Below are 26,033 nucleotides of genomic sequence, written 5' to 3'. Positions count from 1 at the left end.
ACTCTGGGTATTATCTATGCTCTAGTAATATCATGTCAGGATAATTCCCCTTAATAAAAATCTCCCCATCTCCCGATCTCCCCACACTTTTATGATCAGTATTCAACCGGAGTTGATATAAATTATGGTCTCTGTTGAGCAAGTAATCAAAGAAGCTTTATCTTTGCCCAGTGCATGGAGAGCATTGTTGGCAGAGAAGCTGGTTGAAAGTCTTGAGTTTGATGTAGACGAGAAACTGCAAACACTTTGGGTAGGTGAAGCTAAGAAGCGTCGAGATGAAATCCGAAGTGGTATGCTTCAGCCTATTCCTGGAGAGGAAGGGTTAGCTAGAGTGAGGCGACTTCTGGAGCCATGAAATATGTCTTTCACCCAGCAGCCTGGTAGTGCTATAACAGAGTTCAAGGGTGCTGAAAGCTAAATAACAACAGTAGTCCTTTCGATCATCAACCCTAGCTAACCTAGAGTTGGGTATTTCCTGTGCCACGTGCCATATATACTTAATCAAGTTTCAAGGTAGGACTTTAGGCTATGTCTAATTCGCCAATTAATATTCCTGCTTCTTCTGTTCAAAGAGAACTTTCTATAAGAAGTGAAAGTATTCAAAGAGTTTACAACTTTTACATAAACAAGATTTTCTATGTAAATAGAAGATATCAGAGAAAGCTTGTTTGGACAATCGAGGAAAAAAGAGCGTTTATAGATTCGATTCTCAAAGGCTTTCCAGTACCTATCATTTTGCTGGCCGAGACTGAAAGAGAACAATCTGCTGTCTTTGAAATTATAGATGGCATGCAAAGGCTAAATGCGATTACTTCTTTCATCGAAGGCGAGTTCGATATTGATGACAAGTACTTTGACCTGGCAACAATGGTGGAGTCTAAATCTCGTCTCGACAAAGGTTTATTAAACCAGAAGGAACCTATTCTAGAGAGGAGTTTTTGTGAAATAATTGCTAGCTATATACTGCCTATCTCTGTTTACTCATTTGATGATGAAGAAAAAGTTGATGAAATATTTAGAAGAATTAACTCAAACGGAAGATATCTTTCTAGACAGGAGCTAAGAGCTGCTGGAGCAACTGCTTATTTTCCTGATTTAGTGAGAACTTTATCTAGTGAAATAAGAAGTGATACATCTGCTTCAGATATCTTGCTTCTCAATGACATGAAATATATAAGTATTACAAATAAAAACTTAGATTACGGAATAAAAGTTGACGATATTTTTTGGGTAAGAAACAATATTATTAACAAAGAAATGGTTAGAGAATCGAAAGATGAAGAGATAGTAGCTGATCTTATTGCATATATAGCCTTATTTAAAGATAAAGATAAAGATGTTTCAAAAAGCAGCTCTGAAGTTTTAGATCAATATTATGGATTAAAGCCAAGTTATAGAAAGGATGATATAGAAACTACAATTCAGAAAAAAAATCCTGAACGTATCAAAGAACAATTTCTTAAAGTCTACGATCAAATTCGCAAAATATTAGATGAATGTGGTCTAAAATTTAATGAACTTATATTAGATCCAAGTCCTCAAACCTCTCCTCGATACTTTCAAACTATTTTTCTAAGTTTGTATGAATTAATGTTTATTGATAAGATGGAAGTTGCCGACTATGCAAAACTAGCAAAAAAGCTAAAGAATATCGGAAAACATATCGATATAACTAGAGGTGGTACGTGGAGTGCGATTAACAAGACTCATAACATAAGAGCAGTGCAAGGCATCATTAGAGATGCTTTCAGGAAGAGAGAAAAGATTGATCCTGCTACTGATAATTGGCTTATCGAGTTTGAGACATTACTCACACAATCTAAAACTGAGCAGACTTTGTATGATTTTAAGCAAGGCTTTACAAAGTTAGATGGAAAAGGAGAATTTGATCACGATAATTTTAAAAAGATTATAAAAACCCTCACTGCAATGGCTAATTCCTTACCTAAGGCAACTGGTTATGTGTGTGTTGGTGTAGCCGATACTGATAGGGATGCCAGAAGAATTGAGGAACTATATGGTATTGAAAGTAGAAACTATAAAAACTTCAAAATTACTGGCATAGGTCATGAAGCTGAAAGGCTGAAAGACAATCTTGATAACTTTTTCAAATGGTTAGTACAAAAAGTTAAATCTCAACCTATTGAAGAGTCTTTACAAAATAATATTGGTAGAAATATTAAACTAGTGCGTTATTACGAGAAAGACGTAATCATATTCAGCCTAAGCGCAAGCAGAGACCCTGTTATATATGGCGACAAATACTATCAGCGAATTGGGTCAAACGTTGAAGAGGTTATGCCTACAGAATTCCCAGATTTATTTAGACGATTCCACAAAGCTTGAGAGTACTTGCAATCTCAATTAAACATTATAAATTACAGATACTATTTCTATCATAGGTTCAGTCTGTGATTGCGCTTCCCTTCTTCAGTAAGGAAAAAATTAATTGGGTGTTGCATAAATGCAGGATAATTTTAATAGTTTTCTGGAATAGGCATCTTGCTGTGGAACGGGCATCTTGCCCGTTTCATTTTCCGGGCGGGCAGGATGCCCACCCCACTCATATTCATATCTTGATTCAGCAAGGTTTAAACATTATTTGTCAGATACAATGAAAGCAAAACCTACACCTGAAGTGAGCATGACTCCAGTATCCGATCACCAAAATTGCGAAGCCGCCATTATTCGTACAGAACGGGGACTGACAATAGCAGGTACGCGCATTACAATTTATGATATCATCGGCCATCTTGAGGCCGGATGGACACCCAAATTAATAGGAAACTGGCTCTCTATAACTGATGAGCAACTTGATGCAGCCTTATCCTATATTGATAATCACCGTAGGGAAGTAGAAGCGGAGTATCAAACCGTTTTGAAGATAGCTCAAGAGATTCGAGACTATTGGGAAGAAAAAAATCGGGAGCGTTTTGAGCAGATTGCTAAAAAACCTCCCTTACCTGGACAAGAAGCGGTTCGCGCTAAATTAAAAGCCTGGAAAATCAAGCGTCAATTTTCTCGATGAAATTCCCTCGATAGTCCCTTCAAAACTATCCCAAATTTCCTCCGGAGAACGGGGTGGCATCGCCTCAGCACGGGCAAATGCCTGTTTGATTATCTGTGAAGCTTTCTCTATTTCTTCAGCAGTAGGTGGGGCTATTTCTTCCCCCTCCCAGTCTACTATCAATAAATCGTTGGGACTACAGTGAAAGAAAGCACAGAGTTGAGCGAGGGTAGTGAAAGCGTTCGCTCTTAGCGGAAGCTGAGGCCGTAGGCCACGCTTTGCGAACGCTTCATCGCATTCGCTTCTCCATTTTCTAGTTCCCTTAATTGTTGCCGATCGATTCCCGTAGATTCAGAAATTTCTTCGTAACTGATATTTCCGTAATTAGCTCTTAATTGTGCTAGTTTAGTTGTGACTTTCATGGTGCAAACTTACCTAGTAGTTTCTCTTTTATGAAATTAGGCAAAAATTATAATAAAATTCCCGCGCCCCCGCCCCACACTTCCCTTCTTTTTTACAAAAATAGCACTACGCATTTAGATGTTTGACATTGTCTTGATGCAAAGCGCGAGTGGTTTGAATTTACCGTAAGATAGGGTCGCCTTATTAAAAAATATTTAACCCTTTTCTGCATAACCTGCTAACTATAAAGGCTCCACTATCTAAGGTTTTGTCTCCGGGGAAACCCCCAAGACCGCGCTGCATCGCTCCTAAACTCCGAAACATAGTCCTAGCTTACTTTTGACTTCTGACTTCTGACTTCTAACTTCTGACTTGCGCGTAGCGCTATATCAGATGCACCCTACTGTTGCCTGTTTCCTATTCCCTGTTCCCTTTGCTATAGGCAGATGACGGTGGAAATTACTAAAGAACCCTTCTGGAGATACTCGTTCTTTCCAAATCCGGCGACACTCATACTGTAAATCTACAAATTCCCGGGATGATAGATTGTCGTGAAACTCAGCAATTTTATCGCCAATTAAATGAAGTTCATTCTCCTTTATCCAAACACAGTATTTCTTCCAATCAATGTCAAAGTCGTAGGGAAGCACACAATCGGTATCTACAAGAACTGGAATTCTGCCACAGCACAATGCTTCATAGAAACGAAAGGAATTGTTTCCTGAGCCACGGCAACAGAAGATATAGTCACTGTCTATTAAGTTATACACAAATTCCAGCCGATGCTTTTGCTTCAACTTGAAATCCGGTTGATTTAAGAAAACTGGGCTTTCTCTAATCAAAAAGTTTGTGATTATGTTAGGGTCTTTGCCTAAGATATCTAGGGCTCGACGTCTTAACACATGTCCCCAATTATAGGGAGGGATACTAGTTTTCGAGTTCAAGACATTCTTTTTGACTCTAGAGCAGAAAACGTTTAAATTGGTTTTGGTATTTGGTTTGACGGCATATCCACAGAAACCAACTACAGGTTTTAAGCGTTTTTGGCGGATATTGATTTTGTTGTCAAGATAGTTTTCAACAAAGTCTTCGCTCCAGTGAGGTAGGGTAAAATCGGTGTTTTTTCTCAGGGAGCGATAGAGGGAGTGACGGAATACAAAATCACTTTCAATCGGTAAGTTAAGATGGGAAGAAGCCCCACCAAAAAAGCTGATTAAGGGCTTGCCTGCTAATTTAACGTTTTCTGCTAATTGTCTGGCTTTATCTTCCAATTCAGAATTCCATAGTGCCCAATTAACTGGTACAATAGCAATATCTGCTTCCTCCAGAGACGACATCTTAAATAGAGACTTTCCAATCTCTACATAGTGGTCAAAACAACTACTAATGGGATCCTCAGGATTTTCTGGAGGTTTGCCCCAAAAGGGATATAGAATTGCCTCATAGGTCATGCCCTCTGGGAGATAGTTCTGGTCACAGAAAATTTTCAACGTCATAATTTTAGGCTCTAGGGAACAGGGAATAGGGAACAGGGAAAAAATCCTGTGTACCTCAGGTGCGACCCGTGGTGAATTTAATTCGCCAAGGTCAAGCTCACCTAATAGCTAAAAAACCCCTCTAACACTTTAGACGTCATTAAATCACACTTTTAGGCTATATCCATGCCTTTTTGCCAAATTATTTAGTCTTGAAAGTTCTTAGGGAATACGGAGCTTCGCAGCAGAAATATGTCTTAACCGTTACTTCAACTGCCATACCAAAAAATTTGCCTGCCTATCACAGGCTGGAAGCCTGTTCTACAGAGGGAAAAGGGCATAGGGTTACTGAGTCCACTCCTGGGCACACACCACACGAAAACCAATATTGCCGACGAGGTGCCTCAAGCCCGGATTAAAGACGCCGCGAGACCCAGAACGGCAGTTTTTAGGCAAGGTGTAGCAGGAACCACCCCGCCACAGCCGATGTTTATTATCATTTTCATTATTACTATCCGGTTCATCTTGCCAGGCAGTGCCATCTGTCGGTGCATCTTCATAGTTATCATGCCAATGGTCTGCACACCACTCCCAAACATTCCCATGCATATCGTAGAGTCCAAAGTCATTGCCTAGTCCAAAACTTCCTACTGGGGTGGTTTTTCTACGATAAATCCCTAATGGCCCATTACCATAAGATCCTTTCCAACGACCCTCTTGATCATCTGTTCCATTGTAATTAGCAAACTCTGTAGTAATCGTCTCGCCAAAATGAAACGGAGTACTTGTTCCGGCTCTACAGGCATACTCCCACTCGGCTTCACTGGGCAAGCAATAAGGGCGTTTCGTATACTGGGACAGCCGCTCACAAAACTCCACCGCATCATCCCAAGAGACTCCCTCAACAGGTCGGTCTTCCCCTTTAAAATGGGATGGATCGGGTTCAAGTTCTCTGTTGACTTGGGTTAGGGCAGCGACCGCTTGCCATTGGGCTTGGGTCACTGGGTATTTGCCTATAAAGAAGGATTTAACGGTGACTTGATGCTGGGGACTTTCACTATCTGTATGCCCCTCTTCTGTTTCTGGGGAACCCATGAGGAAAGTACCACCGGGGATGGCAACCATGTCCAAGGTGATACCATTTCCCAAGTCTTCAGCAAAGTACTGAATTTGTCGCCGATGGCGTTTTATATTAAGTTTTGATTGCTGTTGTTCTTTACTTGTTTGTGCCATCACTATTGTTTTGTTTAACTGATGTAGAACTGGCATCTTGTGTAGAACTGGCATCTTGTGTAGAACTGGCATCTTGTGTAGAACTGGCATCTTGTGTAGAACTGGCATCTTGTGTAGAACTGGCATCTTGCCAGTGATATATGATTAATTGTGGAACTGGCATCTTGCCAGTGATATATGATTAATTGTGGAACTGGCATCTTGCCAGTGATATATGATTAATTGTGGAACTGGCATCTTGCCAGTGATATATGATTAATTGTGGAACTGGCATCTTGCCAGTGATATATGATTAATTGTGGAACTGGCATCTTGCCAGTGACCAAGATGATTACATCTTGCCAGTGACTAAGATTATTGTTTGATGGAGATTGATACAGGCTGGAAGCCTGTTCCACCACACAGTTCTTGACACAGGCTGGAAGCCTGTTCCACCAATTGACACAGGCTGGAAGCCTGTTCCACCAATTGACACAGGCTGGAAGCCTGTTCCACACACACAGTTCTTGATACAGGCTGGAAGCCTGTTCCACACACACAGTTCTTGATACAGGCTGGAAGCCTGTTCCACACACACAGTTCTTGACACAGGCTGGAAGCCTGTTCCACCACACACACAGTTCTTGACACAGGCTGGAAGCCTGTTCCACCACACACACAGTTCTTGATACAGGCTGGAAGCCTGTTCCACCACACACACAGTTCTTGACACAGGCTGGAAGCCTGTTCCACCACACACACAGTTCTTGACACAGGCTGGAAGCCTGTTCCACCACACACACAGTTCTTGACACAGGCTGGAAGCCTGTTCCACCACACACACAGTTCTTGACACAGGCTGGAAGCCTGTTCCACCATAGATTATTTTACAGAAGACTTCTCTACACTATCCATTTGCCAGAAGAAAGGATATCTTTCAGCAATCTCAGATAAATTAGCTTTTACAGGATTTTCTCTGATATAGTTCCATGTCTCTAAAAATTCTCTTTCATCTCGCATAATGCGATCATATCGCTCGTCTTGCCAAACAATACCGATATGATTCATTACTTTAGCAACTTGTTTAGAACTATAGCTTTTAATGCTGTGGATAATACTACCTAAGGTCCAATATTTCTGATCTGATTTTGGTAAAGGCTGCATTAACCAATGCACATGATCTGGCATAATTACAACAGCATAGGTTTTGTACCTTTGGTTATTGAAGAATAAACAGGAATCTAGAACTACCTGTCTGGCTTCTGGGGTCAACTCTAGCTTTTGCCAAGTACTAAAAGTCACAAAGTAAATTGCTCCTGCTAATTCCCAGTGAGGAAGATTTCTTTTGCTAATTTTAATATTTGGAGACTTTCTGAAACTGGTATAACTGGTATAATTCATTGAACGATAATCTTGCCAGTCATAATCATTAATATTCGGTTGAGACAGCCTGGAAGCCTTTGCCCCAGAGGATAGAGGGTTGGGGGTAGTCATTAGTTACATTTCTACAGAGTATGTTACTGCCAGCATCTTGCTAGTTATAATCATTAATGTTGCCTTAAGACAGCCTCGAAGCCTGTTCCCGCTGATTGGTGCTTCATAAGCTCGGTTGGGTTTGGTTAAGTTCTCTTCACATATCCATTGTCGAACTGGCATCTTGCCAGTGATATATGATTAATTGTGGAACTGGCATCTTGCCAGTGATTCTACAAGTGGAACTGGCATCTTGCCAGTGGTTCTACGCACACCCACACACCACACGAAAACCAAACTTGCTGCCGCTGCGCCTGAGGACCGGATCATAGAAGGGGCGAGACCCAGAACGGCAGAATCCAGGGTCGCTGCGCCAAGAACCGCCCCGCAACAGCCGGGATATATTATCATTATCGTTATTATTTATAGACTCATCTTCCCAGGCACTGCCATCTGTCGGCGCACCTTTATAGTTTGAGTGCCAATGGTCTGCACACCACTCCCACACATTCCCATGCATATCGTAGAGTCCAAAGTCATTGGCTACCCCAAAACTACCCGCTGGGGTTGTTTCCTGAACATATTTGCCTTTGGAACCAGAGCCATAAGTATAGTTGCCATCATAGTTAGCTAGGTCGGTTGTAATTGTCTCACCAAAATGAAACGGAGTCGTTGTTCCGGCTCTACAGGCATACTCCCACTGGGCTTCACTGGGCAAGCGATAAGGGCGTTTGGTATACTCAGACAGCCGCTCACAAAATTCCACCGCATCATCCCAGGAGACTCTCTCTACAGGTCGGTCATCCCCTTTAAAATAGGATGGATTGGGTTTAAGTTCTCTGTTGACTTGGGTTAGGGCGGCCACGGCTTGCCATTGGGCTTGGGTCACTGGGTATTTACCCATAAAGAAGGATTTAACCGCGACTTGATGCTGGGGACTTTCACTGTCTCTATGCCCCTCTTCGGTTTCTGGGGAACCCATTATAAAGCTCCCTTCAGGAATGGCTACCATCTCTAGGTCAACTCCATTACCTAAGTCTTCGGTAAAACCATCAGCTTGTTGCTGATGACTCTTGATGATTGGTTCTATTTTTGTTGTGAACCACCAGGGTGTTGGTTTCAACTCAATAGTTGCCACTTCAAACTCAAAAGGTTCTAGCTCAATCTCTGGGAATATCTCTGTTTCTGCTCCCAGCCCAATGATTACCACCTCACATTCAAAGGTTTGCATGGGTGGAAAACCTTCAAGCTGAGTGACTTGATTAAGGCTAAGGTTTACCCCATGAACACCATAGGATTGACTAGCATCAGGGGGAATTTTACCGTTGAGCCAGATTCCCAGGGATTCAGCAAATTTCATTAAGGAGTCATATTGACTCAACTGGGGTCTAAATTCTTGAATTAAACGCTGTAATCGGGCTAATTCTGCCTGTCCATTTTTTCCTCGGTTAACCAATCCTTGTAGGGCTTTAGCAATCTCTTCTTCTGCTTGAGTGCGATGTTGATCTAAATACACCATGGCTGCCCATTGTTGTGCCTGGAATTCTCCCTGTCGGCTAGGGGGATGGGTTCCCATTAAATAAGTCACGTAGTCCATCAGCAATTGGGCAACGGATTTGAGGCGATTTGTACCAAATTTGTGCTGAAATTCTTCTGTTTCAAATTGTGCCAATAAATGAGACCGTACTGCCGGAGTCATGGCATATAATTCATAACCAACTGGACGGCACAACTCCGACAACAGTAAATCCGCTTCTGCTATCCAAGGCACTTCCTCGTTGAGTAAAAATTGCACTCGGATATAGTTGACCAATTCCGGAGTCAAGACCAAGGGCAAAGCGCAATGACAAGCTAGATAGCGATAGTTGGGTTCAAACCTGGCCACAAACCGTTCAACTTGTTGCTTGGCTATTTCTTCGGTTAATTGGTCAGATGAGGAAGTTGTCATAGATCTTAACGAATCTGTGCGATCGCTTGATTTAACCCATGAGGATCCAGAGGGTACATTGGTACTAAATGAGCGATAAATTGGGCAGTGCTTCCCTGCCAGCGTTCAGAGGGAACGGGATTCAACCAGGCAATTAACTTGGTATGCTGTCTAATGTGCCACAAAACTTCAGCCGTTGCTGAAAATCTTTCGGAACGGCGATCGCCACGAGCTGCTCCCCCATCGCTGACAATTAAAACACTGGTATCCCCATCAGACTCTGCCAAAATCCACTCAAACTTTACCTTTTCGGTTAGATAAGGGTCTTTATAAACATACTCTGCGGGAACGTTGTGGAAATAGCCCACTCGCACCCGATGGATATTACTTTCGTCTTGGGCGGTTTCGACTAAATCTCGCGTAAAGCGGTGAAAGGGAGTCATGGAGCCTTCCTGATCTAGCAACAAGAGCAAATCAGCGTGATTTTGCTCCCGTCGGCTGTATTTCGGCTTTAAAAAAAATCCCTGTTGGCAGACCTTGGCAATTGTCCCTTCCACATCCAGAACATCTTCTCTACCATCTGCCACCATCCGCCGCAAATAACGCCAGCTATAAACCATATACCTGCGAGAAATGGGATAATAAGCTTGGAAATCCCAGTCTTCTGTGTGTTCTAATAAATTGATTGATGATTTGACCGGCAGTAAGGATAATTCAGGAACTGGAGTCGGAGAGTCTACCATCGATGGAACTTGTTCCCCAGGGGAAACAGGAGGAGGATTCTTAGGGGAGGACGATGATTCGGGGGATTCTGAGGGAATTTCCCTTGGTTTTGCCTTCTCTTGGCTTTCTTCTGCGCTAATGGAACGAAAAATGACGTCTAAATGGTCTTGTTGGGCTAGGGAATGACACCAAAGCGATCGCAGCAGTTTTTTGAGAGCATTAGCATCCTGCACTCCCCAGCCGCCCTCCATAGCTTGTAAGGCAGCTAAATATTCATTAATTCCCAAAGCAAACCCATCCCGGCGCAACCGGTAAAACAGGCGAGTTAACAGAGGGTGGGGATTAACGTTAGTCATACCAATTTCATAAGACAGTGTAACACGTAGAAGATCCCCCTAAATCCCCCTTAACAAGGGGGACTTTAAGTCGAGTTCCCCCCTTTTTAAAGGGGGACTTTAATTCGAGTTCCCCCCTTTTTAAAGGGGGACTTTAAGTCGAGTTTTACCCTTTTTAAAGGGGGACTTTAAGTCGATTTTCCCCCTTTTTAAAGGGAGATTTTAACTCCAGTTCTCCTTAACAAGAGGGACTTTAAGTCGAGTTCCCCCCTTTTTAAAGGGGGATTTTAACTCCAGTTCTCCTTAACAAGGGGGACTTTAAGTCCAGTTCTCCTTAACAAGGGGGATTTTAACTCCAGTTCTCCTTAACAAGGGGGATTTTAACTCCAGTTCTCCTTAACAAGAGGGACTTTAAGTCCAGTTCCCCCCTTTTTCAAGGGGGATTTTAACTCCAGTTCTCCTTAACAAGGGGGACTTTAACTCCAGTTCTCCTTAACAAGGGGGACTTTAACTTCAGTTTACCCTTTTAAAAAGAGGGACTTTAACTCCAGTTCCCCCCTTTTTCAAGGGGGGCTAGGGGGGATCTGATCTGTAGCCTCATTAAAGGAAATTGGTATCATGAACCTGCATAATTGGGATTTTGCCAATCTTGCCGCAATTTAAAGACTAAATCTCGATAGGGAATTGTATTGTCTTGCTGGAGTTTAGTCACAGCATAGGGTTCCGATTTAAAGTGATGTAAGGCAGCCAGCCAATCCAGAAACTCACTGGTCCCCGGAGGTTTAAAAAGACTTTTATCCTCTCGTATCTTTAAAAATTTAGCGATCGCAGTCGTCACTAAATCAGATTTGGGCATTGCCATGGTCTCTGGTTTCTGTTTCTGTTGATAGTGAACCTTGACAATTTTCTCTAACTCTTCCGGTTGACTAGGGAAACGCACATAGTGATATAAACAGCGGCGTAAGAAGGGAGAGGGGAGACTGCCTTTTTCTTTATTACTGGTAATAATGATAATTGGCAATTGCTCTTGATTAGCCTCTATCGTTTCTCCTGTTTCCCGAATAAAAAATTTCCAAGGTTTATCCAATATCGACAGTAAATCATTGGGGAAATCTACATCAGCCTTGTCAATTTCATCAATTAGCAACACTGCCGGATAGTCGTGGGATTTAAAGGCTTTTCCCAGGGGACCTAGTTCACGGTAATCTTTTGGTTCTTGAGGATTTCTCGGTTGTCCAGTTTTCGGATTAATAGACGGGGTTAAGTTTTGGGTTTGGACATCATGCAAGCGCAAAATCGCATCGTATTCATATAATCCCTCTTGGACTTTCGTGGTTGAGCGAATATCCCAGCGATAAAAGGGCAACCCTAATTCATAAGCCACTGCTACTGCTAATCTGGTTTTACCACATCCCGCTTCTCCTTCAATTAACAGGGGTCTTTGGAGGAAAATTGCCAAATTTACGGCTTCAATTAATTCGCTGTCTGCAATATAGGGTTCTAATTCTGTGGGAGAATCTGGATGACATTGTTTAGGTCGATGTTTTGGATTGCCCTGGAAGATGTATTTAGGAGGATTCATTAACTATTCCTTTACTAATTTAGCTAAATATTGTTCTAATTTTGAGCAAACTGTACTAGGAATACCACGATTAGATGATTTATAAATTGTTCTGGCTATTTTTTTGCTTTTTGGTTTAGATAATCCATAGACTTGTTGAAGCCAATGATCAATATCACTTTCTTTCCATTTACTCAAAGGCAATTTGATTATTTTTAAACTATCAAAATCGTTGTAATTACAACAATAACTCAGCTTTTGATAAGATTCAGGGATGATTGAACTTATAGAACAAAACAACAAAAACTTAACCCAAGAGTAATCCTGGGAAATATCTTGATGTTTTTGCTTCAAAGACTTCCAAAAATACTCAATAAACCAAGATAAAAGTCTATCGTCATTTTCGGTAAGAGAATCCCAATTGGTAAAATAAAAAAAAACAATGCTTCCTCCCTGTACACTGTCACCGATCTTCTCAATAATTTTATGGATGTATTGTTGATCATTGGGATGAGGTTCAATTGGCTTAAAATAATCCGCGATCGCATTTAGCAAACTTCGCTCATCGGAAATATCAGGTCTTAAGAAGGGGTCTATAGGACAATACTTAAGTTTACCATAACTTTTGCTACTAAGATAGTATTGAATTTCTGCAACACATAAATCTCCTCGCATCAAGGAGGTATTGTCAAGTAAAAATAAAGCCAAGCCTCCTTGTTCACCTAAACAATTGTCTAGAATATAATTGACGATTTTTTTTTGGTTATGGAAGTTAATTTTAGATATTTTATTAGAAATAGTATGTTGTGGATTAGGACTAGCGGAGGAATCGCTCTTAGTTTTTAATAAATTGAGTTTATTCTCGAACTTTTTGAGTTGTTCAGAGTAGTACTGAAACTTTCTATCTAAATTTTCCAGCTGATCCAGCTCTGAAGTGAAACTCATCTCTTTTATGACATCTTCAATGCGTTGATTCCATAGATTACAAATTTTTTGTAGATTTTCGATTTCTGTGCTAGTTGTCATTTTTGAAATTTTTATCTAAAAACCCCCAAGCTCTCTGTCAATTTCTTCTATTTTTTCAAAATAGAAAGTTATTTTTTGTTCCAAATTTCGAGATTTATCTAAATCTGACGTAAACCCCATTTGCTTTCTGACCGCTTCGACGTTTTCTTCCAACTCTCTCTTTCGTTGTTCGAGAAACTTTTTCTTAGCAGGTAACAAACCTGGCTTAACTGGCTTTTCTATTTCCTGAGTTCGGATCACAATTGACTCCAACTGTGACCAAGCTTTGAATAAAATTTGTGTCGGAATCATAAACGCAACTTTTGCCGTTTCTCGCTTGCGGTCTGCGGCAACTACCATCCCCACCACTCCCTGTAATTTTTCATCCCAAACCGGAGAACCACTAAATCCTGGTTCAATCGCGTATCCACTTACCTTAGTATCTTCCAGTTGAATCCATTGTTTAGCATTTTGTTCTGACAATACCCCATTTGCCCAACCCCCATTAGGAACTCCTGCTGGACAGCCAAATACTGTAAATGGATTAGTTGCAAGATTTTCCGATAACAGCAGGCGAGTCGGGTGAGCAGAAGCAGGAAGGTTATCAAGCTTCAAAACAGCAATATCTTCTATCGCTTCTTCGGAATCTTCTAAAGGGGATACAGGATGCCAGCAAACAACCCTCGCCGGAAATTTATCTTTGGAATTAAGTAAAGGAAAATTAACCTTTATTTCTCCCTCAGGGCGGCTCTGTGTCGTGCTATCAATTAACAATGCCTCTGCTACGACATGAGCACAGGTTAAGGCATAGTGTTCCGATACCAAAAAGCCCATACCAACTAGTTCTTGGTATTTATTAAAGAGCCGAATAATTGATGTCTTATGGCCATTAATATCCATTGATTTAATTTATCCTCTACTTGGCCTAATTCTTATTACTCCATTTTAAGGTAATTTCATAGCTCACTTCGCCACCCACAGAGGCAAACACAGCTCCCGCATCCGCCGTTAATTTCAAACCAAATTTTACTTCCACTTCATCGGCGGGTTGGTTGAGGTCGCGCAATTTGGTGATCACCGCAGAAGCAACCGGTTTGATTTGATCTAGAGCTTCTTCAAAGGTCTGCCGTGCCTTGAGGACTTGTTTTCCTCCCAGGCTGACTCGCTCAATACCACGGCTTTCTGGTTTTTCCACTTCTACCAAAAATGTAGTTCCATCCGCTAGGGAAAATTGCGCTAATTGTTTTTCTGCCATAGTTTGTGTCTTTTTACTTCCATTCAGCAACCCCAGACATTGTTGATCAGCTAGTAATTGTCCTGATCACCCAGGCTGCGATCGCAAGACTAATCCCCACAGCAACTACCAAAACTACAGCCAACCCTGACAACAGTAAGATCAGAAACAACCAATCGGATTTTTGTGGTGCTGATGATGATACATTTAATTCTTTCTCTAACAGCTCAACATTTTTTACATTTGCCTTCCACGCTGCATCCACCAGATCCCCTAAGACCGGTACAGACCCAGTAACTGTTTCAAGAAGGATATTTAGCACCATCTCCACCAAAGTAGATCGAGACACTCCCAGTCGTGCTGCTTCTACCACAATGTATGATGAAATGATAGTTCCCACAAAATCACCACCCCCTGGTAACAGACCGATGATGGGATCTAAACCAATCCGATAACGTGTTCCAGGGATAGGAATAGCATTATCCAGTAGGTAGCTTACCCGACGTACACGCCTTAAGGTCGATGTTTTGCGATCATTCCTCATGGGGTTTAATAGGTTGAAGGTTGTTTGGTTGAATGTTGAAGGTTGTTTGGTTGAATGTTGAAGGTTGAAGGTTGAATGTTGAAGGTTGAATGTTGAATGTTGAATGTTGAACGGATAAGGCAGAATGGTAAATTCTTAATTCTTAATTCTTAATTCTTAATTCTTAATTCTCAATTCTTAATTCTTAATTCTTCATTCTTAATTCTTCATTCTTCATTCTTCATTCTTCATTCTCAATTCTTCATTCTCAATTCTCAATTCTTAATTCTCAAAAGTGTTTCAGCTCATATGATTATTTTTTTGCCTTGGCTAATTTTCTTGGTCTAGGTCTCCGATGGGATGCTTGTATTGCTTCTCCTACTATCACATTCAACTGGTCCCCTAATAACAGTACCAGAGAAGTCATGTAAAGCCAAACCTGTAAGATAATCACAGCTGTTACAGTACCATAGACTTTGTTGTAATTGGTGAAATTGGCACCAACGTAGTGCCGAAACAACCCTGAAGCCACTGCCCAGGAAATGGCTGCTAAAACTGCTCCTGGCAATATCGGTGTTCCGATCTGCCAACGGCTTGGTCCGTAGCGATAGATAAAGGCAAAGGATGCCGCCACCATACTCAAGGCTACGGGCCAGGTCAACATACTCCATAGTGTCAACAAGATTGAATATCCACTCGTATCAACGACTGTTTTTAGCACCCAGTGACTGATAAATACCAAAAAAGAGGCAATCACCAGCAGTATGATACTACCAATGGTTAAGCCCAGAGAAATCAACTTAGCTTTCCAAAAGGGTCGTTGTTGCTCTCGGGGAATGTTGTGGATGTGATCAAGGGCATTCATCGCTGCACTCAGTGCCCCAGAAGATACCCAAATGGCTATGATAAAACTCAGGGAAAATAGACTGCTATTGGTGCTGAGGTGAATCTGCTCGGTAAATTTCTCAATCGGCTCCAGTGCCTGAGCCGGACCCACTTCCTTCATCATTCTCAGAGCTTCATTCTGTGCCACTTCACTCAGCTCGGGAGGGTGGTGGTACCAGGTTAATTGTAAGGAATATTCAAACAAGCCAATCGCTGTCAGAATTGCCAAAATTGCTGGAAACAGAGCTAACATGGCGTTATATGCCATTTCAGCAGATAGACCCATTAAGCGACGTTCCATCGCACGGGTGAAAGTCTCCCTGAGGGTTACCAGATTCAGGTAACCAAAGAAACGGAAGAAAAGAAAAAAACGCTTAGATAGCATAGGTTCTGATTTCTACAGGGGCTTGCTATGAATTAATTTGCCAATTTTACCTATAGTTTGCCCATTACTAGTGTTCAGTAGTTCAATCGACACACTTTACTATTTTATTGACAGTTGACCGTTAACCACACCCCCTCAACCGTGATTAAATTTGATTATATTTTATTTGATCAGTGCCATAGCCGATGGAGTAGTTGTTGATGAGCAACAATGGGTCGCTTACCGAATGGTTAGCCCAAATCAAGGAACTGAAGCAGCAGCTGGCCGATAGCATTAAAGAGTGCCAGGCTGCGGATAAAAGTGCAGCTCATTGGCGTCAGTTATATAATACTGAAGCTCAGCAAAGGCGTATAGAAAGCCAACTCGCTCAAGAGCAAATCGAAACTCTCAAGGCTCAACTGCAAAAATTACAACAAGACGGATTTCAACTCAAATCAGATCAACTGGAGAAGGTATCGAGTATTGAGCAGAATCTGGAACAACTGCAAACGGTTGAGGAATTAAGGGCAACCCTTAAGTCGGTCATGGCAGAACGCGATCGCTTAATTGATGCCTTAAAGACTGAGCAAGCCAACCATGCTCAAACCCGGGAAAACTTAACGGTTGTGATTAGTGATACTGTTGAGCAACTGGCTAAGGAAAGAAAGAGTAAACCGTCCCAGGTAGAGGAGGTTACCGTGAGCGAGTCTTCCCCATCTCCCGATCTCCCCAGCTTCGACAATGAAGATAGTTGGTAAGCATATGCTGATAGCTGATAGCTGATAGCTGATAGCTGATAGCTGATAGCTGATAGCTTAGCTTCAGCTTTTCCATTTCCTATAATATAGCGTTATAGCGCTGATAAAAAAACCTGAAAATCATGAAAAAATACATACCACTCCTAGGGCGGATATGCCTTTGTGCTATTTTTATTAAATCTGGTATCGATAAACTATTTAACCCAACATATACTCAACAATTGATGGAATCCAAAGGGGTTCCCGGTATACTGATTATTCCCACCATCATTATACTGTTGGGGGGTGGATTATCCGTATTACTAGGCTATAAAGCTCGTTGGGGAGCATTAGCGCTAATTGGATTTTTAATTCCCACCACCTTGATTTTTCACACAGATTTCTCTAATCAAATGCAAGAAATTCAATTTCTGAAAAATCTAGGACTAATCGGTGGATTATTGATGGTAGCAACCTTTGGTTCAGGACCAGTTAGCTTTGATAACCGCAGTGTCTGGGATCGAATCCAGTTCCCCTTGTCATTAAAGAATGGCTGGCGGAGAATCTTACGTCGATCTCGGTTTTAGGGAGTCGGGAGTCTGGAAAGATAGGGAAGTGTCGGAGGTGTGGGAGGTGTGGGGAGATGGGGAGATGGGGAGATGGGGAGATGGGGAGATGGGGAGATGGCAAGTAAGATGAGCTTTTACATCAAAACAATGAGAAAAAAAGTATTTAAAGATACCAAATTAATCCCAAACTAATTCTTCCCTCTCCCCACACTCTTGTGCTCTCCCCTCTCTCTCCACACTACCCCCTCTCCCCACACTCTATTTCCTCAACTGTGTCACTAGCTTTTTAACCTCAGAACTGTTGAGGAATTGCAGAAATTCCTGGGTCAGCTGCTGCTCCTTTTGCCTAAACTCAAGAATACGGTCTTGCTGAACAGGAGTTCTTTCTGCTATCGGAATAGTAATCAGTTGATTGAGTTGTTTCCTCAGGGAAAGCTGCTGCTGTAAAATATCCTCATAGCCTGCTTTGATTTGCTCCTCCTCAGGTAAGTATGGTATTTTTTCGTGAACCCTAGTTTGAGTCTTGTCCTGATTAGACAAATCGTCTTTTTGTTCTGGCACTGGGAATAAATTTAGCACCAGTTGCGCCGACTGCACCCGTTTTTGTTGCTGCAGCAACTCAGATAAACTTAGATAGGCATTATCCAAGTTGAGTTTATAGGACTGCTTTTGCTCCTGAGACAGTTTCTCCTGAGACAGTTTAGTGACATCTTGCCCCAGGGACTGATATACATTGACTGCTTGCTTATGAAAAATAATCGCTAGTTCTGGCTGGTTTTGTGCCGCCAGTACAGCACCAATAGTCCTCAAGGTAAATGCTTCCCCAGCTTTTGAACCCACTTCCCGATGAATCACTAGGGCTTGTTGGTAGGTTAAGAATGCTTGTTCGTACTTTCCTAGGCGATGGTAAGCGATACCTAAATTATTCAGAAGCATTCCCTCTGAAATGCGATCGCTTACTTCCTGGGCAATAGTCAAGGCTTCCTGATAGGACAACTGTTCCTGTTCGTGGTTGCCTAGACGGTGGTAAACTAACCCTAGGCTATTAAGCAGTGTTCCTTGGTCTGCCTGTGACACTAAAGAATTGTTTTCCGATTTATCCAGTATTTCTCGATAGATATCGAGAGCTTGCTGGTAGTAATCCAGGGACTGGTGGTCCTGACCCAGCTTATAGTATATATTCCCCAAATTATGGAGAGTCCTGCCTTCGTAGCCACGATTGCTCACTTCTCGGTAGATGGCTAAGGCTCGTTGATAGAATTCTAGGGACTTTTGATCGTCCCCTAGGTTGGAATACGTTAACCCCAAATTATTAAGAGTACTCCCTTCCCCGGTGCGATCGCCTAATTCTCGATCAATTGCTAACGATTGCTCAAAGAACGACCGTGCTAACTGATATTGACCAAGTTCATCATGAACCCACCCAATAAAATATAGCGCTACTCCTTCTTGATAGCGATCGCCAATGTTTCGTTTAAGTTCTAGGTACTTCTGGAAGCTCTCTAAAGCCTCTTGTAATTGACCTGTACTTAACTGTTGGCGACCTTTAACATAGAGCTGCTGGGGTGGAGTGACTTGGTCAAGACTAGTTTGGTCAAGACTAGTTTGGTCAAGACTAGTTTGGTCAAGGCTAGTTTCGTCTTGAGCAAGAATAGGCGAAAGGGGGAATGTCAGAGAAATGAGTAAAGAGGCAGTGGTCAGCAGGAAGGATGAAGGAACATGAATAAAGGATAAGAGTTTTTGCTTCAATTCAAACTTCCTAGTTTCCACTTGACAATTGTGTTTTCACACCTTATTATATATATCCCGAGTTTAATCAGTTTGTCAGCAAGTAAAATTACTTATTCACTCTCTGACTTACCCTGTTGGTCATCATCTTTTGTTTTCTTAGTAGTCTTCTTGGTGGATTTCCCAGTGGTTTTCTTTTTGGTGGAAGTAGTGGATTTACTGGACTTGCGACCAGATTTACCCGATGACGCCTTAGCTGCTATGACTTCCAAGGCAGTTTCTAAGGTTAACTCCTCCATGGATGTTCCCTCTGGCAGAGAGGCATTAACTTTGCCATGGTTCACATATATGCCATAGGGACCCTGATAGATATTGACTGGCTCGCCATCTTTAGGATGAACCCCTAGTTCCCGTAAGGGTTTTTTAGTCTTGCTGCGAGAACCGCCCTTTGTCCTCTTAGGTTGTGCCAGGAGCTCTAATGCACGGTCTAGGGTAATTGTCAAGACGTTATCCTCAGCTTTGAGGGAGCGGTAATCTTTGCCCTCCTTCCCTTGGTCATGGACAACATAAGGACCAAAGCGTCCGATTGCGGTTTTAACCGGTTTGCCTGTTTCCGGATGAGGACCGAGAAGGCGGGGGAGTGCTAGGAGACCGACTGCCATTTCTAGGTGTACATCTTCCTTCTTTACCCCCTTAGGCAAGGAGACACGTTTGGGTTTTTTCTTCTTATCCTCTGTTACGTCACCTAGCTGTAGATAGGGACCATAATTGCCATTCAGGATATAAATTGGTTCACCAGTTTCCGGGTGTATTCCCAATTTCTCTGGCCCCTCCATTTTCTGCTGAATCAGTACCTGAACCTGCTCAATGTTTAGTTCAGCTGGGGTGAGGTCTTGGGGAATCGAAGCAGTAAATACACCATTGCCATTGTCCACTTCGACATAGGGACCAAATTTCCCGATGCGGACTCTAGCATCGAGGTCTTCGAGTTCAACAGTACGGGCAACAATCGGGTCAATCTCATTAATCCGTTCTTTGACTTGGTTGTCCAGACCCTTTTCCCCCAAATAAAACTTCTGCAGGTAAGGAAGCCATTGGGCTGCTCCATTGGCAATGTCATCTAAGGTACGCTCCATTTTGGCCGTGAAGCTCGTGTCCACCAAGTCGGGAAAGTTTTGTTCGAGCAAATTAGTAACCGCAAACGCCGTAAAGGTGGGAGCAAGGGCATTTTTCAGTTTCTGAGCATAGCCTCGGTCAATGATAGTACCAATAATACTCGCGTAGGTACTGGGACGACCAATCCCCTCTTGTTCCAAGGTTTTGACCAAAGTCGCTTCCGTGTAACGGGCTGGGGGTTGGGTTTCGTGACCGATAGCTTCTAGTTCTCTACAGTTAGGATGATCTCCGACTTTCAAAGCTGGCAGAATCACTTCCTGGTTTTCTAGAGCAGCGTTGGGGTCATCAGACCCTTCCACATAAGCCCTGAGATAACCTGGGAAGTCAATGCGCTTACCGGTAGCCCGAAATCCGGCATTTTCCACTTGCAAATCAACCACAATTTGAGTTTGTCGAGCATCCGCCATTTGACAAGCAACGGTACGCTTCCAAATCAGGTCATAGACTTTAAATTCGCGATCGCTTAATCCCGTTTCTTGAGAAGTTTTGAATGTACTCCCTGCTGGACGAATGGCTTCGTGAGCTTCTTGAGCTCCTTTGCTCTTAGTGGTATACTTTCTCGGCTTGGGGCTAAGGTACTCTGCCCCGTATTTTTGTTCAACGCAGCTACGGGCTGCTGTGATCGCTTGTTCAGACAAATGTACTGAGTCTGTACGCATATAGGTAATGAAACCCTTTTCATACAGACTCTGGGCAGTCCGCATCGTATCACGAGCCGATAGTCCCAGTTTCCGGTTGGCCTCCTGTTGCAGGGTGGAGGTAGTAAAGGGGGGTGAGGGTTTCCTAGTAACAGGTCGTTCTTGTAAATTAGTAACCGTCCAGACTTTATCGTACAGGTTGTCTTTGAGTGCTTTAGCCTCCACTTCACTCAACAATTTGACCTGCCTACCTTGGATAATGTCACCTGTATTGGCATCGAAATCACTACCGGTAGCAATTTTAACCTGATCCAGGGTTACTAGCTTAGTGTCAAAGGCACTTCCTGCTTCTAGAATCCCTTTCAAATCCCAATACGTGCCCTTGCGGAAGGCACGGCGTCGCCGTTCTCGAGTTACCAACACCCGTACTGCTACAGACTGTACCCGACCAGCTGATAAGCCCCAAGCCACTTTTTTCCACAGCAGGGGTGAGAGGGTGTAGCCCACGAGTCGGTCAAGAATCCGCCTTGTTTCCTGAGCTCTTACCACCTGATCATCAATCTCACGGCAGTTTTGTAGGGCATTTTGAATAGCATCCTTAGTGATTTCGTGAAATACCATCCGCTTAGTTGGCACTTTGGGCTTTAAGATTTGTAACAAATGCCAACTAATACTTTCCCCTTCTCGGTCTTCATCCGTAGCCAAAATCAGTTCATCAGAATCTTTGAGAGCTGCTTTTAGCTGCTGGACAACCTGTTTCTTGTCTTTAGGGACCAGGTAAAGCGGTTCAAAGTCAGCGTCCACATTCACCCCAAACTTAGCCCACTTTTCCCCCTTGTATTTTTCGGGGATTTCACTAGCTGATTGAGGTAAATCACGGACGTGACCCATGGAGGCTTCGACCTGGTAACCAGAAGGTAAGTAGTTCCGAATGGTGCGAGCTTTAGTAGGAGATTCGACAATTACAAGGGTTGTCATCGGAGTTTCAACAATAGCGGCGGTGTTGAATAGTCTAATTTAAATACTATTTGTCAAAGGTCGAGGGAGTAAGCCAGTATACTTCCCCCCTACTGAGTGTGGGTATGGTTTTCCAGCATCGTGTTCCAGCATAGTTTTCCAGCATTAACGTAGAACCCCCTGATGGCAGTATAAGCTTGCCTATTAATTTCTACAGTACGCTACTTGTGTCGCAGGCTAACACGAACAAGGGGCAACTGTGTGGGAAAGGGAGTGAGGCAACTCGACCATAGGTACGGGGATTTAAGGGCTACTTAATATGCGCTTCAGCAGTAGACCCTACTTTTTCGGATTGTGCCAGAAATAATCTTTATCTAGAGGTAAACCACGAACAGCTCATGTAGTGATGGCTAACCAATAGAGCACCGTTAACACCCTAAGTACACCCCGATCCCAATTCCTATAACTGCTGCTCAAAGATTTGTAAACAATTCGTTCGTTGCCTTCAACGGTAACATTGATCCGGTGTACGACATAGCTAGTCTCACCTTACCGTGGCACAGAGGGCAGTGAAACGGCATAAATACTGAATTCTCCTTTGTCCAATCTCCAAGCCATACAAGCCCTTTGCTCAACTAGCTACAATCACCGATATGATAAGAAAGTTAATCTGGATACTGAAATAACCATAGATCATATCATTAAAGCCTATGGATTTTGCCAATCTTGCCGCCCAGTTGAATGCTGGGGTAATTTTGCCAGAGGGAATTGTAGTTATTACCCTCTTGCTAGTGTTAATCATTGACCTGATTGCTGGGAAAAAGTCTGCTCAAACTATTTCCTATGTAGCCATTGGGGGTCTACTTGCTGCCATAGTTGCCCTGTACTTCCAATGGGATGCTGCAAATCCCATCGCCTTCTTTGGGGAATTTAATGGTGACACCCTGAGTGTGGCATTTCGTGGCATCATTGCCCTATCGACTGTGTCAACGATTTTGATGTCAATTCGTTATGTGCAGCAGTCGGGTACATCCTTGGCAGAATTTATTGGCATTTTGCTCACGGCTACTTTAGGAGGGATGTTCCTGTCCGGGGCGACGGAGCTGGTCACGATTTTTATATCCCTTGAAACCCTCAGTATTTCCTCCTACCTGATGACGGGTTACATGAAGCGTGACCCCCGTTCCAATGAGGCCGCGTTGAAATATTTGCTGATTGGAGCAGCCAGTTCAGCCGTGTTTTTGTATGGTGTCTCCCTATTATATGGGTTATCTGGGGGAGAAATACAGTTGAGTGCGATCGCTGTTGGAGTTGCTGACCTAGAATCCGGTCAATCCCTAGGTCTTCTGATTGCCTTGGTGTTTGCGATCGCTGGTATTGCTTTTAAAATCTCAGCAGTTCCTTTCCACCAATGGACTCCTGATGTTTACGAGGGTTCTCCCACCCCAGTGGTAGCGTTTCTCTCAGTTGGTTCTAAAGCCGCTGGCTTTGCTCTAGCAATTCGTCTACTGATCACTGCTTTCCCATTGTTAAGCGATCAGTGGCATTTTGTGTTCACTGCTTTGACTATCCTAAGTATGATTTTGGGTAACGTGGTTGCCCTCACTCAATCCAGCATGAAACGGATGCTAGCCTATTCCTCTATTGCTCAGGCTGGGTTTGTGATGATTGGTCTAATTGCTGGGACCCAAGCCGGTTACGCTAGCATGATTTTCTACATGCTGGTGTACTTGTTTATGAACTTAGGGGCTTTCGCTTGTGTCATTCTGTTTACCCTACGCACTGGTACTGACCAAATTAGTGAGTATGCTGGTCTTTATCACAAAGACCCACTGCTGACTTTGGTTTTAAGTGTTTGTTTGCTGTCTTTAGGTGGGATTCCACCCTTTGCTGGATTCTTTGGTAAAATCTATTTATTCTGGGCTGGTTGGCAAGCAGGATTGTATACTTTAGTGTTAATAGGTTTGCTAACTAGTGTGGTTTCGATTTACTACTACATCCGTGTGGTCAAGATGATGGTGGTGAAGGAACCTCAAGAAATGTCGGATGTGGTGAAGAATTATCCCGAAATTCGCTGGAGTTTACCCGGTATGCGTCCGTTACAGGTCGGTTTAGTGATGTCGTTAATTGCGACCTCTCTGGCAGGGATTTTGTCCAATCCGCTGTTTTCTTTGGCCAATGATTCTGTTGTTAAAACCCCCATACTGCAACAGGCGGTGATTACTACTCAGCTGCCTCAAGGGGATCAGGTTTCATTCATGAGTGCTGATAATTGAAGTGCTCAGAGCCATAGACCCGAAGCGCCCCTTCCTGTAGGATAGGGCGCTAACAAAATATTTTAGATTGACTGAGTTAGCCTGACTTGAAAGTCAGGCTTTATCTTGATTTAAAACACTAGTGCCAGAAACCCCCTGTTCCCTTGCTGCATCCCTTTTACTCATTGGATCGAGTTTTGGGAGAGATTTCTGGTCATGGATAATTGCAATGTCTTGAGAGTTACTAAAGCTTCACGGATTTTCCCTATCACTGGTTGAAGATTAGCTTTAGACAGTTTCCAATAGATGTACTGAGAATAATCTGCGTAGAACTTGAGTAACCTGTCAAATTGCCACGTTTTAGGAATACATTCATAGCCTAGATTGAGCATGGTTTTATAATTCAGAATCTCCAAGACTGATAGTTCTGAATCCCTAAGTTCCTGTTTCCAAGCCTGAATGCGATCGCTACTAACGGGTTGAAAGGTCTTGACGTGCCATCCTAACTCACCGGTCGCTACCAAGTTTTTTTGAGCATTTTTTTGATTAAACTCCAGCATGGATTCGCTAAAGGATACCCCTAGCCAATCACAAATTCCCTGGAGTTCTTCTTCTGGATTGATCACTAAGTCTTCGTAGAAGAGGATATAGAGCCGCTGGTCATTTTGATAGTGTTTAATAACCTGGAATAAATGTTGCCATTGTTGGGTTGTCGCTACCACATTGGCGATACAGCTTTCTTTCCAAGTCTTGGCAAATTTAAGCTCCTTTCGTTTTAGGGAAGCATAGATTGCTCTGAGATCTCGGATAATTAGAATTAATTTGGAATTATGGAAATACTTGAGAATGGTCTGAATATGATAGATATTCTCAGGATTTTTATCTCCCCAACAACCTGCTTGACCATCAAACTGCTGTAGATAGGTTTGATAAACTGTGGCGACTGCTGTTGAATAATTCAGTGGTTTCTGAGCTGTCAAATTTTCTCGCAACTGCTGTCGGTCAATGTTCCACTCCCGAAACCTTCGATCAGCGTAGATATCTGTCAAGAAGTTATCGATTTGATGGCTTAAGTCTTGGGATGAACCGTATTTTGGCTCCAGATTAACAAAAAACAGACTTTCAGGAGGAATACAAAAATCAGGATGAGCGGTCAGCATTAACCGCAAAAGCGTTGTTCCAGAACGTTCCATCCCAAAAATAAAAAGTGGCTGATTTTGTTGAGACAAAGATTCCATAGTGTGTCGATGAAGGTAGAGTTTATTTTTAAACTTGATCAATATAGCACCTTGACTTGTCTCAGCTTGCTTAGCTGATCTGTCCTATGGAGTTCAGTTGATTACTTATACTATGCTTAATTAGCTTGAGTTAATTTAAAACTGTTAATTGCCAATTTTAAATTTTTATTTTCAATTAATGAACACCCAATACTGATAAGTAGCAACGGAACTCACTATCAGCTTTTGACTATCTAATTCCCACTCCAATAGATAGCCCTAGTCTAGTATAGCACTACCCATTAAGATTAGGACATTTGTAAACTCCGAAACCTAGTCCTAGCTTACTTCTGACTTCTGACTTCTGACTTCTAACTTGCGCGTAGCGCTATAACTGTGAGCCAAAAAGGGATTACAGCAGTAGATTTAGGATACAGCATGCACCAGGACTGCAGGATTTTTAGTTTATTTGCCAAACCTTTAGGGTTTCTCTGTGTCGTTGAATCCTGACTGCCTGACAGAAGTTCTCGAAAGCCTACAAGAACGGGATCTTTAAAAGCTCAGCTTATGCCCGCACTCGGACTAGGATTCGTTGGTGTTCGCGTAGCGTCGGGCTTTGCCCGAATCGCT

At 42.7% G+C, this 26,033-nt stretch carries 26 protein-coding genes; 7 read left to right on the top strand and 19 right to left on the bottom strand.

Annotated features, from left to right (window positions below; all coding sequences use genetic code 11):
* Positions 1-124: 124 nt before the first annotated feature.
* From F6K53_RS06635 to F6K53_RS06625, 3 genes are all read left to right on the top strand, one after another.
* Positions 125-355, top strand: coding sequence for an addiction module protein (locus tag F6K53_RS06635; RefSeq protein WP_293067550.1), 231 nt, complete (start codon positions 125-127; stop codon positions 353-355).
* Between the two features lie 173 nt (positions 356-528).
* Positions 529-2,346: a DUF262 domain-containing protein gene (locus F6K53_RS06630; protein WP_293067553.1), complete on the top strand. Its 1,818-nt coding sequence runs from the start codon at positions 529-531 to the stop codon at positions 2,344-2,346.
* A 268-nt stretch (positions 2,347-2,614) separates the two neighbouring features.
* Positions 2,615-3,028 (top strand): DUF433 domain-containing protein, encoded by a 414-nt coding sequence (locus tag F6K53_RS06625; protein ID WP_293080197.1) that lies wholly within the window; start codon positions 2,615-2,617, stop codon positions 3,026-3,028.
* Here F6K53_RS06625 and F6K53_RS06620 read toward each other — a convergent pair.
* From F6K53_RS06620 to F6K53_RS06545, 16 genes are all read right to left on the bottom strand, one after another.
* Entirely contained in the window at positions 2,990-3,190 is a 201-nt protein-coding gene (locus F6K53_RS06620; protein ID WP_293061586.1) for a hypothetical protein, read from the bottom strand. The two genes, F6K53_RS06625 and F6K53_RS06620, sit on opposite strands and share 39 nt — an antisense overlap.
* 65 nt (positions 3,191-3,255) lie before the next feature.
* Positions 3,256-3,429, bottom strand: coding sequence for a helix-turn-helix transcriptional regulator (locus tag F6K53_RS06615; RefSeq protein WP_293040798.1), 174 nt, complete (start codon positions 3,427-3,429; stop codon positions 3,256-3,258).
* A gap of 369 nt (positions 3,430-3,798) precedes the next feature.
* Positions 3,799-4,905 carry an exostosin gene (locus F6K53_RS06610; protein WP_293067559.1) on the bottom strand — a complete coding sequence of 369 codons (1,107 nt, stop codon included), beginning with the start codon at positions 4,903-4,905 and terminating at the stop codon, positions 3,799-3,801.
* A gap of 324 nt (positions 4,906-5,229) precedes the next feature.
* Entirely contained in the window at positions 5,230-6,117 is an 888-nt protein-coding gene (locus F6K53_RS06605) for a formylglycine-generating enzyme family protein (protein WP_293067562.1), read from the bottom strand.
* Positions 6,101-6,280, bottom strand: coding sequence for a hypothetical protein (locus tag F6K53_RS06600; RefSeq protein ID WP_293080194.1), 180 nt, complete (start codon positions 6,278-6,280; stop codon positions 6,101-6,103). Before F6K53_RS06600 ends, F6K53_RS06605 begins: the two co-directional genes overlap by 17 nt.
* A gap of 55 nt (positions 6,281-6,335) precedes the next feature.
* Positions 6,336-6,911 carry a hypothetical protein gene (locus F6K53_RS06595; protein ID WP_293080191.1) on the bottom strand — a complete coding sequence of 192 codons (576 nt, stop codon included), beginning with the start codon at positions 6,909-6,911 and terminating at the stop codon, positions 6,336-6,338.
* Positions 6,912-6,978: 67 nt separating this feature from the next.
* A complete protein-coding gene (locus F6K53_RS06590; protein WP_229415184.1) occupies positions 6,979-7,590 on the bottom strand; it encodes a transposase in 612 nt (203 codons plus the stop codon).
* 3 nt (positions 7,591-7,593) lie between these two features.
* Complete coding sequence (locus F6K53_RS06585) at positions 7,594-7,752, bottom strand: hypothetical protein (RefSeq protein ID WP_198953946.1); 159 nt, start codon at positions 7,750-7,752, stop codon at positions 7,594-7,596.
* Positions 7,753-7,834: 82 nt separating this feature from the next.
* Positions 7,835-9,517: a formylglycine-generating enzyme family protein gene (locus F6K53_RS06580; RefSeq protein ID WP_293067572.1), complete on the bottom strand. Its 1,683-nt coding sequence runs from the start codon at positions 9,515-9,517 to the stop codon at positions 7,835-7,837.
* A 5-nt stretch (positions 9,518-9,522) separates the two neighbouring features.
* A complete protein-coding gene (locus tag F6K53_RS06575; protein WP_293080188.1) occupies positions 9,523-10,575 on the bottom strand; it encodes a VWA containing CoxE family protein in 1,053 nt (350 codons plus the stop codon).
* Between the two features lie 595 nt (positions 10,576-11,170).
* Positions 11,171-12,136, bottom strand: coding sequence for a MoxR family ATPase (locus F6K53_RS06570; RefSeq protein ID WP_293022251.1), 966 nt, complete (start codon positions 12,134-12,136; stop codon positions 11,171-11,173).
* A 3-nt stretch (positions 12,137-12,139) separates the two neighbouring features.
* On the bottom strand, positions 12,140-13,141 hold the full coding sequence (locus tag F6K53_RS06565) for a hypothetical protein (RefSeq protein WP_293067578.1): 1,002 nt from the start codon (positions 13,139-13,141) through the stop codon (positions 12,140-12,142).
* Positions 13,142-13,156: 15 nt separating this feature from the next.
* The gene (locus F6K53_RS06560) at positions 13,157-14,020 is read right to left on the bottom strand and encodes a trypsin-like peptidase domain-containing protein (protein WP_293067581.1); all 864 of its coding nucleotides are present in this window, start codon (positions 14,018-14,020) and stop codon (positions 13,157-13,159) included.
* Between the two features lie 25 nt (positions 14,021-14,045).
* Complete coding sequence (locus F6K53_RS06555; RefSeq protein WP_293067584.1) at positions 14,046-14,375, bottom strand: CU044_2847 family protein; 330 nt, start codon at positions 14,373-14,375, stop codon at positions 14,046-14,048.
* Positions 14,376-14,421: 46 nt separating this feature from the next.
* On the bottom strand, positions 14,422-14,898 hold the full coding sequence (locus F6K53_RS06550; RefSeq protein WP_293067587.1) for a DUF4112 domain-containing protein: 477 nt from the start codon (positions 14,896-14,898) through the stop codon (positions 14,422-14,424).
* Between the two features lie 292 nt (positions 14,899-15,190).
* On the bottom strand, positions 15,191-16,147 hold the full coding sequence (locus F6K53_RS06545; protein WP_293022246.1) for a YihY/virulence factor BrkB family protein: 957 nt from the start codon (positions 16,145-16,147) through the stop codon (positions 15,191-15,193).
* A gap of 200 nt (positions 16,148-16,347) precedes the next feature.
* On the opposite strand from F6K53_RS06545, the gene F6K53_RS06540 reads away from it, so the two are divergent.
* From F6K53_RS06540 to F6K53_RS06530, 3 genes are all read left to right on the top strand, one after another.
* A complete protein-coding gene (locus F6K53_RS06540; RefSeq protein ID WP_293022244.1) occupies positions 16,348-16,884 on the top strand; it encodes a hypothetical protein in 537 nt (178 codons plus the stop codon).
* A 122-nt stretch (positions 16,885-17,006) separates the two neighbouring features.
* Complete coding sequence (locus F6K53_RS06535; protein WP_293022242.1) at positions 17,007-17,450, top strand: DoxX family protein; 444 nt, start codon at positions 17,007-17,009, stop codon at positions 17,448-17,450.
* A 48-nt stretch (positions 17,451-17,498) separates the two neighbouring features.
* Positions 17,499-17,624, top strand: a complete 126-nt coding sequence (locus tag F6K53_RS06530; RefSeq protein WP_293080185.1) for a hypothetical protein — start codon at positions 17,499-17,501, stop codon at positions 17,622-17,624.
* A gap of 66 nt (positions 17,625-17,690) precedes the next feature.
* Here F6K53_RS06530 and F6K53_RS06525 read toward each other — a convergent pair whose 3' ends face one another.
* Together F6K53_RS06525 and topA are read right to left on the bottom strand one after the other, a co-directional pair.
* Positions 17,691-19,181, bottom strand: coding sequence for a tetratricopeptide repeat protein (locus tag F6K53_RS06525; protein ID WP_293080182.1), 1,491 nt, complete (start codon positions 19,179-19,181; stop codon positions 17,691-17,693).
* Between the two features lie 92 nt (positions 19,182-19,273).
* The gene (gene topA, locus F6K53_RS06520; protein WP_293080179.1) at positions 19,274-21,952 is read right to left on the bottom strand and encodes a type I DNA topoisomerase; all 2,679 of its coding nucleotides are present in this window, start codon (positions 21,950-21,952) and stop codon (positions 19,274-19,276) included.
* Between the two features lie 689 nt (positions 21,953-22,641).
* Between topA and F6K53_RS06515 the strand changes: the two genes are divergently transcribed.
* Positions 22,642-24,207, top strand: a complete 1,566-nt coding sequence (locus F6K53_RS06515; protein WP_293036863.1) for an NAD(P)H-quinone oxidoreductase subunit N — start codon at positions 22,642-22,644, stop codon at positions 24,205-24,207.
* A gap of 161 nt (positions 24,208-24,368) precedes the next feature.
* On the opposite strand, the gene F6K53_RS06510 is transcribed toward F6K53_RS06515, so the two are convergent.
* Entirely contained in the window at positions 24,369-25,424 is a 1,056-nt protein-coding gene (locus F6K53_RS06510) for a sulfotransferase (RefSeq protein WP_293067605.1), read from the bottom strand.
* Positions 25,425-26,033 lie beyond the last annotated feature (609 nt).

Source organism: Moorena sp. SIO4A1 (assembly GCF_010672065.1).
In the GTDB taxonomy this organism is placed as follows: domain Bacteria; phylum Cyanobacteriota; class Cyanobacteriia; order Cyanobacteriales; family Coleofasciculaceae; genus Moorena.
Note: the sequence above shows the minus strand (reverse complement) of the source record. Positions and strands in the feature narration are given on the sequence as shown.